Annotated in this window: 6 protein-coding genes; 4 read left to right on the top strand and 2 right to left on the bottom strand. The window is 53.6% G+C overall.

The annotated features are described in order from the left end of the window. The first annotated feature begins 52 nt into the window (after positions 1-52). Together B1748_RS05425 and B1748_RS05420 are read left to right on the top strand one after the other, a co-directional pair. Positions 53-2,110: a phage tail protein gene (locus tag B1748_RS05425; RefSeq protein ID WP_087566823.1), complete on the top strand. Its 2,058-nt coding sequence runs from the start codon at positions 53-55 to the stop codon at positions 2,108-2,110. A 25-nt stretch (positions 2,111-2,135) separates the two neighbouring features. After that, positions 2,136-3,797 (top strand): hypothetical protein, encoded by a 1,662-nt coding sequence (locus tag B1748_RS05420; RefSeq protein ID WP_087566822.1) that lies wholly within the window; start codon positions 2,136-2,138, stop codon positions 3,795-3,797. A gap of 1,948 nt (positions 3,798-5,745) precedes the next feature. Here B1748_RS05420 and B1748_RS05415 read toward each other — a convergent pair. Continuing rightward, the gene (locus B1748_RS05415; RefSeq protein WP_087566821.1) at positions 5,746-7,842 is read right to left on the bottom strand and encodes an MORN repeat-containing protein; all 2,097 of its coding nucleotides are present in this window, start codon (positions 7,840-7,842) and stop codon (positions 5,746-5,748) included. A gap of 1 nt (position 7,843) precedes the next feature. Beyond that, positions 7,844-8,230, bottom strand: coding sequence for a DUF4280 domain-containing protein (locus B1748_RS05410; protein WP_087566820.1), 387 nt, complete (start codon positions 8,228-8,230; stop codon positions 7,844-7,846). Between the two features lie 256 nt (positions 8,231-8,486). On the opposite strand from B1748_RS05410, the gene B1748_RS05405 reads away from it, so the two are divergent. Next, entirely contained in the window at positions 8,487-11,231 is a 2,745-nt protein-coding gene (locus tag B1748_RS05405; RefSeq protein ID WP_179215404.1) for a HAMP domain-containing protein, read from the top strand. A 40-nt stretch (positions 11,232-11,271) separates the two neighbouring features. Continuing rightward, complete coding sequence (locus B1748_RS05400; protein WP_179215403.1) at positions 11,272-11,769, top strand: GNAT family N-acetyltransferase; 498 nt, start codon at positions 11,272-11,274, stop codon at positions 11,767-11,769. The last annotated feature ends 5 nt before the right edge of the window (positions 11,770-11,774 follow it).

Here is an 11,774-nt window from a genome sequence, read left to right as displayed (position 1 = left end):
TTCACTGAAGGAGCATAATCAATATTTCTCCGTCAACCGTCAGCAGGATTGGTTGAAGGGAACCGCCTACAATCTGGAGAATGGAATGGCGGGGCTTGGCATTCGACGCGACAAGCGATATGGCATAGCAGGCACGTTGCGGCTGGATGCGCTGGAAGGGTTGTCGGCTGTCAAGGATATGGCGGTCGGCGAGCATGAACGCATCTATCTGCTGGATGATCGGGCCGATCTCTGGAGCTACGATTGGCGGATAGGCGATCATAAGCGCTTATTCCCGCAAGGACATGGATTATTCGGCGAAGATGCCAGAATAGCGGCTTCGGGACCGTTCCTGTTCGCCGCTGACCCCGGTGGCGATTGTTCATTGTCGGCATTCCACACCGGTAACGGCCAGACGATGTGGTCGCGGCAAGGCGGACGGATCGAGGACGCCGTCTTCCATCCGTTAGCCATTGGTGCGGATGCGAATCATGTCTATGTATTGTCCCCTCTGGATACGGACACTGGGGGAGACGAACCGGCGGTTCCTGAAGGCGGCAAGCTGTCCATTCTTGTATTTACCCATGGCGGAATGCTGGTCGATGTAATCGCTAATCCTTCATTGCGTCAACCCGTTAGGGCGAAGCTGAAACATCTGCGCGGCGCCTATTATCTTGCTGTCAAGCCTGATGGAGGCCTGGCCGTATTAGATACGATTTTCGCAACGGTCACGATTGTGGAACAAGGCGGAGCTGCTAGCGTCGAGTCTCTTCCAACACGCACCTATGCGGGGCTGGCCTGCGACCGCAGCGGCATGATGTACGTCGGTGACGCGAGAGGTCTTGCCGGCGACGATGAGGATGACCGCTTTATTGTGACACTCGGAGCCCGCGGGGAGGTTAACGGAGCTGTTACGAGCTACCGCGGGCGCGCAGCGGTGCTTCTCGCGGATGCATCCGATCGACTATACGTGCTCGGCAACAGCGACGATACAACGATTACGATGCTTCATCTGCAGCCGCAGACTCTTGCCATGTCCGAGACTGGCGTGCCAGAGGGCGTATGGCTTTCCAGCGGGTTCGACAGTACGGAGAGCGGCACGGTGTGGCATAAGCTGACAGCCGATGCATTCGTTCCCGGAGGGACGCAGCTGCATTTATCCTACTTCTGTCTGGATGATGAACGAGCCGTTATCGCGGGCGCCTATCGTTCTGTGGACGATTGGATTCATGATCCGTTCATTCCGTACAAGGAAAAGCTGGAGGGGCTCGCGCCGTTTTGGTCGCCGCCGATACCGAATCCGAAGGATGCTCTCTTCATGGAGGCGCAAGGCCGCTATATGTGGCTTAAGCTGGAGTGGATCGGCAACGAGCGGCATACCCCAATGGTGGAGAAGCTAAGACTTTATTTCCCCCGGGAGACGTACTTGGAGTACTTGCCTTCCGTCTATCAGGAGGACGAGGAGAGCCGGGACTTTCTGGAGAGGTATTTGTCCATTTTCGGCACGGCTTTTATCGAGCTGGAAGAAGAGATCGGCGATCTGTCCCGCTATATCGATCCCTATCGGGCGAAAGGCGAGCATCTACGCTGGCTGGCTACGTGGATCGGACTGGAGACCGACGATTATTGGACCGATGAGCAGGTTCGGTCGTTTATCCTGGCGGCGCCCGAGCTGTATCGCTATCGAGGGACGAAGCGGGGGATCAGCGCCGTCATCGAGATGTATACGGGCGTGGAGCCGATCATCGTGGAGCAGTTCCAGACCAAGATAATGCGTGATCACGCCGAGCTTCGCAGCTTGACGGATGCGCTGTATGACGACAATCCGTATTCCTTCACCGTGCTGCTCAGGCCGGAGCAGGCGCTGGGCGAGAAGCAGCTTGTCGTTATCGAGGGGCTGCTGGAGGAACAAAAGCCGGCTTATACGGAAGCGAAGCTGGTCCAGCTCCAGCCGTGGATGTACTTGGACCTGCATACGTACTTGGGCATTAATACCGTATTGACGGAGCCGTCGCTGCTCATGCTGGGGCCGGAGCGCAGCATGCCGAACGATACGCTTATCGTCGAGATGGGCATGGAGAAACGAATGGACGTTCATACAAGGTTGGAGCTGGATTCCGAGCTTGAATAAACCGGACTAACGAGGAGTGGTTGGTGTGAAGAAGTCGAGGCTGTACCCGTTCGAGAGAAACCGTTATTTCTACGGCAAGCTGCTGACCGTAAGGGATTTCGAGTCGGAGCAAAAATATTTTAATGACAAAAGAAGGCTGCTTAACCGGCTAATGTTCGGCAGCGGCGTCCTGTCCGGCATGTCCGTCGTCGCCGTGGACGACAAAACGGTGTCCGTCGAGATGGGCGTGGCGATCGACTACATCGGTCGCGAAATCGTCATTCCGGCGCCTGTCACGATGAAGCTGTCCATGATCGAAGGCTTTACGAACAACGAATACAAAAAAAACGTCTACCTCTGCGTCGCATATGACGAAAAGGGCAAGGAGCCGGTGCATTCCGTAGGCAATGCTTCCGTCCGCTCCGGCGAGGTCAGCGAATATAACCGCGTGCTGGAATCGTACCGGCTTTTCATCAACGAGACGGCCCCGGCGCCGTCATCCTTCGAGTTCGTCCAGCTGATGGAGAACATCGTCACGCTCTACGAGCGGGATAACGTACGCATTACGCAGCGCATGCCGAAATATGTGACGCCGGGCGAAGTGATAGAGGTGCGCCTTGTCGTCGAGAAGACGCTGCAGACTCCGCGCATCGCGTTCTCGTATGAGTACGAGCTGACAGGTTTTCAGAACGTTGGCGATTCCAATGGAGTCGTGTCCTTCCAAGAACCGGGCGATGCGCAGGATACGGAGTACACGATTACGTATCAGCTTAAGGCGCCGCATGAAGGCGGAGTGTTCGCGGAACTCGCAGTTCCAGCCCGAAATGCCAAGCTGACGATCGGCGACGAACCTGTTTCCGTCGACTCCAGCGTAAAACAGAAGATCGAAGTCGTTGACGTCCCCGTCGCGGAGCGGATTCTGGAGGACTGGCATGGCCGAAGCCTGGAGCACGCGGTAGAAGGATCGGCTGACAAGAGCATCTGCTTGGCGAAGATCAGCTTGTTGCAGATGGGACCGACATACATGATCGAGAAGGTCGACCGCATGCCGTTCGACGAATATATCGAAAGCACAACGCTGACCCAACGCCTGTCGAGGAGCGGAGGCGGGGCGTCGCTTCATAAGTTTTTCGCGAGCGCGGAAACGCAGGATCTGGAATATGGGGCGAAGCCATCGCTCGACGTTAAGTATCATCCCGACCGCAACGAATTCGACTTCAAGCTCGGCATTCCGCGTCCGCAGCATCTCTATGATGAGATTGCAACAGGCACGATGGAGGTCGCGCTGGAGTCGATCGGCAAGACGGGAGGTTTCTTCTTCTCCAGGGGCAAGAAGAACTACGTCTCCGACGAATTGATTCACGGTCTGGGCGAGGGACCGGTAACCGTCGTCGTGGGCCTGGAGGAGATCGACGAATCCGGCCATGCCAGCGGCTCCGCAGCGAAAAAACAGGTCTATTACGGCCAAAGCGATGTGTTTAAAGGGACGGAATTCGAGCCTTCCCTCCCAAATGTCTCGCTGGGCACGATTGTTTATCCCGATAAGGGGACATTCCGCATCGGCATGAAGCTGCAAGGCGATAACGAGTCATCCGCCTCCGTAATCGCCGTTCGCTGGTGGGCATTCAAGAGCCTGGGCACTTCCGCGAAGGCGGCCGCGGCTGAGATGACATCTGCGTTGATGGAAGCGGCACCGGACAAAGAATAATCCATTTGGACATTAAAGTCATGGCCTCTCGATTCTCCTTATACGGGAATCGGGAGGCCTTTTTGTTGCGCCGATGGACCGTAAAGTAACTCTGATTAGCGTCCATAGGCGTTAGAATCGCTTATAGCTCCAAAAAAGTAGCGAACGAGCAGCTGTAGGCGTTAAAAACGCCGTTGGACCGAAAAGTAACTCTGATTAGTGCCCATAGGCGTTAGTAACGCTTATGGCTCCAAAAAATAGGCGAACGGGCCGCTGTAGGCGTTAAAAACGCCGATGGATCGTAAAGTAACTCCGATTAGCGTCCATAGGCGTTAGTAACGCCTATGGCTCCTAAAAGTAGGCGAACGAGCTGCTGTAGGCGTTAAAAACGCCGATAGACCTTAAAGAAACTCTGATTAGCGTCCATAGGCGTTAGTAACGCTTATGGCACCAAAAAGTAGGCGAACGAGCAGCTGTAGGCGTTAAAAACGCCGATAGACCGTAAAGTAACTCTGATTAGCGTCCATAGGCGTTAGTAACGCTTATGGCTCCAAAAAGTAGGCGAACGAGCAGCTGTAGGCGTTAAAAACGCCGATGGACCGTAAAGTAACTCTGATTAGCGTCCATAGGCGATAGTAACGCCTAAGTCTCCTAAAAGTAGGCGAACGAGCACCTGTAGGCGTTAAAAACGCCGATGGACCGAAAAGTAACTCTGATTAGCAGCATAGGCGATAATAACGCTTATGGCTCCAAAAAGTAGGCGAACGAGCTGCTGTAGGCGTTAAAAACGCCGATGGACCTTAAAGAAACTCTGATTAGCGTTCATAGGCGTTAGTAACGCTTATGGCACCAAAAAGTAGGCGAACGGGCCGCTGTAGGCGTTAAAAACGCCGATGGATCGTAAAGTAACTCTGATTAGCGTCCATAGGCGTTAGTAACGCCTATGGCTCCTAAAAGTAGGCGAACGAGCAGCTGTAGGCGTTAAAAACGCCGATGGATCGTAAAGTAACTCTGATTAGCGTCCATAGGCGTTAGTAACGCCTATGGCTCCTAAAAGTAGGCGAACGAGCAGCTGTAGGCGTTAAAAACGCCGATGGATCGTAAAGTAACTCTGATTAGCGTCCATAGGCGTTAGTAACGCCTATGGCTCCTAAAAGTAGGCGAACGAGCAGCTGTAGGCGTTAAAAACGCCGATGGATCGTAAAGTAACTCTGATTAGCGTCCATAGGCGTTAGTAACGCCTATGGCTCCTAAAAGTAGGCGAACGAGCAGCTGTAGGCGTTAAAAACGCCGATGGATCGTAAAGTAACTCTGATTAGCGTCCATAGGCGTTTTTAACGCTTATGGCTCCAGAAAGTAGGCGAACGAGCATCTGTAGGCGTTAAAAACGCCGATAGACCGTAAAGTAACTCTGATTAGCGTCCATAGGCGTTAGTAACGCCTATGTCTCCTAAAAGTAGGCGAACGAGCAACTGCCGGTGGGATCGACTTACAGGTTCACAGATGCGCACATCGCGAGGAATAAGCCGACGAGACCGGTTTATGAGCTTTCAGATGCGCATATAGAGAGGATTAAGTCGATGAGACCGACTTACAGGCTAACAGTACCGACAAGCGAGGGTAATAAGTCGGCGTGGCCGACCTATTGGCTAATAGTAATGCATATCGCGTGGAATAAGTCTGCGAGACCGACTTACAGGCTCACAGATGCGAAATTTGAGCGTAATAAGTCTGCGAGACCGACTTACAGGCTCACAGATGCGAAATTTGAGCGTAATAAGTCTGCGAGACCGACTTACCAGGCGTAAAGATGGTTACTTTCGAGCCCCATACTTTAACGTGTCTATAAGCAACCTTTGGGCGATGAGATGCCACTTCGTTTGACTGAGAAAGAGGTGCCCAGAGTCGAAACTTCGACTTCGGGCACCTCTTTTCGTTGATGTGTATTGGCTTGGCGTACGATGGTCAATCAGGCTTCGGGCACCAGCTGGTTGAGTTCCATACGGACAATCTTATCCTTGTTGAAAGTAAAGGTGTACAGAATCCCTCCCGATACGAAACGCACGTTAGTTCTGCCAGTCGGCAACGTCTCCTTGACAGAAACGACCTTGGCATCAACAAGCCGTTTGTAAGCAGGGTCCATGACAGCTTTATTCCAGGTCGACAATTTGGTTACTGTAAACAGCTCCGGATTGTCTTCATCGGCCGTCAGTACGAACGACATGCCCATGGAAGCATAAGTCAGTGTTTGCGTCGCAGGCAAATCCGGCAAAAGATCGTCAATCGCAGGATCGGATGCGCCGGAAGCAGAGCTTGCTGCTGAATTGCCAGTTCCGGCTGTGCTGCCGCCGAATGCCCCTGTGTTACTCCCGGCAGTTGAACCGCCGCTCGATGCCGCATTACCGCTCCCGGCAGTTGAACCGCCGCTCGATGCCGCATTACCGTTCCCGGCAGTTGAACCGCCGCTCGATGCCGCATTACCGCTCCCGGCAGTTGAACCGCTACTCGATGCCGCATTACCGCTCCCGGCAGTTGAACCATTGCTCGATGCCGCATTACCGTTCCCGGCAGTCGAACCGCTGCTCGAGTCCGTGATATTGCTGCCCGACAACGTGCTTACATTTCCGCTGGTGCCAGAGGGGGCGTCGTTTGCGTCAGCAGGATCGGCACCCGGGCCAACGCCGTTGTTCTCGCTTGCAGCCTCGCCGCCTTCTCCTTCGGAGTTCCCGCCGTTGCCACTTGAATTCGCATCGGCACTGCCGCCTGTCGTTGCAGCTTCAGCGCCTTCCCCAGTCGAAACTCCTTCGGAGGAACCTTCTTCCGATTCGGCAGAGTCATCTCCAAGAGGAAGCTCTGGAAGAAGAGGCGTCTCCGAAGCAGGAGGAGGATCGGCTGCGCCGAGCGTCTCTTGGAGTTTCGCCAGCGTTATGCCGTGGAAGCCATCTGCCCAAGGGCTGCCCGCGCGGAAGAAGCCTTTGTACATGACGGCTCCGTCGGCATCGTACAAACTGCCTATGCCTTGATAGACACCTTCGGCGAATTGTCCTTCATATCGAAGTATGCCTGCATCGTCATAAGCTTCGCCGGTGCCGCTCTTTGCGCCTCCGAGGAATGTGCCGACATACAGCGGTTTGCCCGATTCGCTGTACAGCGTGCCAGCCCCATGGTAAGACCCTAGCAGGAACTCGCCTTCGTACTTGACGAAGCCGGAAGAATATAATTCTTTGCCCGTCCCGGAAGCCTTGCCGCCGGCGAAGCTGCCTTCGTAGCTGATATGGCCAGCAGCATCGTACTGCTTGCCTGCTCCTTCATAGACGCCGGCGACGAAAGCTCCTTCATAGACAGGCTTGCCTTCAGAATTCGAGAGCTTGCCCTCGCCTTCGTACATCCCTTGCAAGTAGCTGCCGGCATATAGAATGCTGCCGTCTGCGTTGTAAGCGACCCCGGCTCCCTCGAACTTGCCGGAGAGGAAGGAGCCTTCGTAGCTCGGAGAACCATCAGCGTTGTAGAGCGTTCCCGTGCCGCTGTATACGTCATTAAGGAATTGACCGCGGTACAGGAGCAATCCATCCTCGGTGTACAGCTCTCCGTCTCCCGTCATCATTCCCTTGTCGAAAGCGCCTCTGTAGCGCAGGACGCCGCTCGGATAATAAAGCTTGCCTTCGCCGGAATACAGTCCGTCGACCAGAGCGCCTTCATAAAGCAGATTTCCGTCTCCGTCCCGCACGGCCGCCGTTCCGTTGAAGCCGCTCCCTGCAAGCGCCGTTGCCTCCAATTGAGGGGTCTTGCCCATCCACTTGTTTAGGAAGGCAGGCGGATTGATAAAGCCGAAGTATACAATGACGAGAGAGATGATCACAATCAAAGCGATCATCTTCTTGGCGATGTAATAACTCCCAAGCCGCAAGTAATTGTCCAGGGAGCGAAGCGGCCCGAACAAGGCAGTGACAAGAAATCTGCGAAGCATGGCGAACAGCCGCTTGGGAAGCGTCTTGGCTCGTTTGATGGGACGAATGATGATCCGTTGAATAGGTTTGAATATGGGCTTGAGTATCGCTTCTATCATGTCAAGGCACCTGTATCGTCATTTGGCCCGGATTCGTTATCGAAATAACGCCGCCCCAATTGCACATGCACTTGGATGAGTTGTTTAATGCGGGCATGTTGCCAATCAGCACGGTCGGAGAGCCTGGCGCCCATGGAGCGGCGGTAACTGGTACGCATGGCATAGGAGTCAGTGCGCCCAACGCGGCTGCCGTGGCAGAAGCAACGGTTGGATTGGCAAGAGATTGGCACATGCCGAAAGGCAATATGTTGACCATTGGTTTGTTATCCATAATATTGGCTGCGGGCATAACATTAAGAACTCCGTTGGCCGGCAGCGTGACAAAGCTGCTTGGCGCTACTCCGAAGCTGCATTGAAGCATGGCGCCGCCGCATACTAATTGACCCATGACGATCCTTTCCGTGAGCAGGAGGACCTTGAGGTCTTCCTCTCTCTGTTTTTCAATATTCGATGTCGAGTAGGAAAGCAGGCTTTTTGAACAATCTCTATTAATAATAGTACTATAAGCCTCTTTCTTTCATCAACATAAACCTGCACAATCGGCTCTCTTTCGTCACAAAAATGAAAGGAAAGGGATGTCAATCTATCAAACATATAGTACTATAGAAATAGAAAATTCAAGCAATCGGAAAGCGATGGTGTTCATGCGAAAGTCCCCGGTCATTATTTTGCTGCTCCTGATCGCAATTGGTCTCTCCTGGCTCGTATACGCGAATCGGTCACAGATGGCAAATCTGCCGTTCGAAGGAGAACGTTCGCTTTCGTATCTATCCAAAACATCGATAGGTCAGGGCGGTCTTGTCCACGTCATCGCGGATTCCCGCAAAGAGCTTATCCAGCTGGACGGAGAACGTGTCATTCTACAAGATGTGAAGCTTGGAGATGAGGACGGCAAAAGCCACGGCTTCACGGAGGTTGAATCGGCGGCAGACGGGAGCATGATCGCCCTCGACACGGTGCTGGACGAATACGGACTGTACGTGCACGAAGAAAGACTCATGCGTTATGAGCCGGGTTCCAAGGAGGGTACGATACTCTATACCTACGATGGCGCGGTCGGCAATAAACGTCTCGGCAAGATCAAAGGCGTTCAGACGCAAGGCGATCATGTTTACTTCTATATCGACGAAGCCGAAGCCGGAATCGGGTTAATGCGCCTTCCGTTGACGGGCGGAGCACCCGAAGAGATATACAGGTTCACGCTGCCTGGCGAACGTTATTTGTCGGAGGTCGCGGGCACCCAGCAAGGCGAGATTTATTACTCCACGAGGAGAGGCGCCATCTACCATGTGACGGCAGGAGGCGAAAGCGCCAAAATTTATCCGTTGCCGGAGACGGAGCGGACAAGCCGCAATTTCCCGGAATCTCTACAGCTGCATGACGGGCGCTTGTACTTTATCGACAGGCTTGTAAATGCTGTCTCAAGCATCAGCTTGACGAATCCGGGCGAAATTCGTACGGAGCTATCCGAAGAAGAGCTTGCGTTGCGTTCAGGCGGAGCCGAATTTCTGGAAATCATGGATGTTGAGGTCGATGACCAAGGCGGCTTGCAGCTGGCGATGGACGACCGCATCGTCTATATTGCCGCAAACAAACAAGACTCGAGCGTCATAACGTCGCTGGCACAAGGCAAGTCGGAAGTTCGCCAAACATGGATCTTCTGGACCGCAGCAGCTTTGCTCGCTCTGGCAGTCGTCGCACTGCTCCGAATGGTCTATGTTCATTGGCTTAATCGCCGGGTATCGTTATTTTTTAAGCAAGTATTCGCCATTGTTCCGATTTTGGTCGTTTCGATGTTCATGCTCTCCAACTTTATCTATGACAGCTTCTCGACTCGAATGGAGGATGAGATGCAGCGCCAGCTGTCGCTGCTGGCACGCAACGGGCAAACCCTCATTGACGGCGACCAGCTAAGCCGCCTCGCTTCTCCGAGCGATTACGGCAATGCCGATTATGTGGCGCTCCGCGACAAGATGGGTTTCCTGTATGAGAACGAAGACCCATCCATTCGTCAAGGCTTGTACAGCACGTTGTACAAATACGAGAACGGCCAATTTTTTGTCATCATGGACGATGACGACGGCGTGAACATGTTCAAGCCGTTTGCGGTGACAGAGACAAACAAGCCTGTCGTCGAGAGCGGCGCCATCGTCTCCGAGCGCTGGGAGGACGCAACGGGCAAGTTTATGTATGCCATAGGTCCCGTCTACGACTCGTCGGGCAATATCGTCGGCGTCTATGAGACGGGCAGCGACCTGAACGTGCTCTATCAATCCAACACTACCATCTACCAGAGCATTCTGCGCAACATCGGCTTAAGCAGTCTCGTTCTTATCGCGATGGTGCTTGGCGTTACATATTGGCTGCTTCGTTCTCTCCGCAAGCTTCGCAAGAGCGTGATGGAGATGGCGAGCGGCAACTGGGACGTTCATGTGAATATCCGCTCGCAAGACGAAGTCGGCGATCTCGGCGAGCAATTCAACCGGATGGCCCAGCATATTCGAACTTATATTAAGGACATTACGACCTTCAGTGAGGCTTCGCATCGATTCGTTCCTCAGCAGATCTTTAAATATTTGGGCAAGAAGGGGATTACGGAGGTCCATCTCGGCGATCAGGTACAAGGCAACATGTCGGTGATGGTAGCCAATATCCGCTCCTTCAATCAGTTGTCCAAGCAGCTGTCTCCGAAGCAGAACTTCGACTTCATGAATGGTTTCCTCAAGCGCTTCAGCCCGTTCGTTCGGCAGGAGGAAGGACTAATCAGCAAATATCTCGGAGCCGGCTTTATGGCACTGTTCCCTGGAAGGTCGGAGGATGCGATACGCGCAGCGATTGCGATCCGACGGGAGCTCGCGGCGTACAATGATAGCCTGATCGCATCCGGTTACCGTCCTGTCGACATGGGGATAGCCATCCATAAAGGACCGCTGATGCTCGGCATTGTCGGCGAGGAGCAGCGTATGGAGGGCAATGTCATCTCCGATGACGTTAACGTGACGACGGCGCTGGAACGGTTGTCCGATACGATGGGCTCATCCTTGCTAGTGACAAAGACGTTCTTCGATCAGCTGCGCGCACCGGAACGCATCCGCTGCCGCTATCTGGGGCGAATCGGCATGGAGGGCAAGGACGAATCCGTGGAGCTGTTCGATGTTTACGAAGGCGACTCCGACAAGGAGCGTCAGCTTAAGGATCGGACCAAAACGACATTCGAAAAGGGCATTCGCCTCTGCCAAGAGGGACGTTTCTACGACGCGCGGGAGACGTTCGTCGAGGTCATTAAGTTGAACCGGTTCGACAAGGCGGCCAAACTTTATTTCTACCTGTGCGACGAATATTACCAAAAGGGCTCGTCCGAAGGCTGGAACGGTACGTTAGCCGTATAAACCACTGTGAATATGATAGAGACTTATGGGGGCGGGAATCATGCTGGTTCAATCTAGTCGGATTGAAAGGGTTGGCGACAAGCAGACGGCGGATGATATCAGTTCATTCCTGCTGTCTGACAGTTCGTTCGACGACACCAATTATACGCCGGGCGAACTAAAACATTTTCGCGAGCTGCCTTATCGGGCGTTGCTAGGAGACAGCATTTTCTGGTACGCCCGCAGCGAGGACGGAAGCATAGCAGGCATTAATTGCATGGCGCCGAATGAACAGGGAACTGGCGGATATAACTGGGATTATCTCGTCGTACACAGGGATTATCGTAGAAGCGGACTGGCCGCGAGCTTTATCGAAGAAATGTTTCGTTACCTGCGTGAACAGAACGCCCGATATCTATTGGCCTATACCTGTGATTTGCCACAATATGATGCGATCAAGCTGATGTTCGCAAAGCTGAATTTTAATCTGATCGGACGTTGCCCCGATTATTATTACGAGGGCGAGGATCGCCTCGTCTATCATATCAAGATAGATTAGAGACA

The organism is Paenibacillus sp. MY03, assembly GCF_002165585.1.
Lineage (GTDB): Bacteria > Bacillota > Bacilli > Paenibacillales > Paenibacillaceae > Pristimantibacillus > Pristimantibacillus agaridevorans.
The sequence above is the reverse complement of the archived record's forward strand: the minus strand, read 5'-3'. Positions and strand labels throughout refer to the sequence as shown.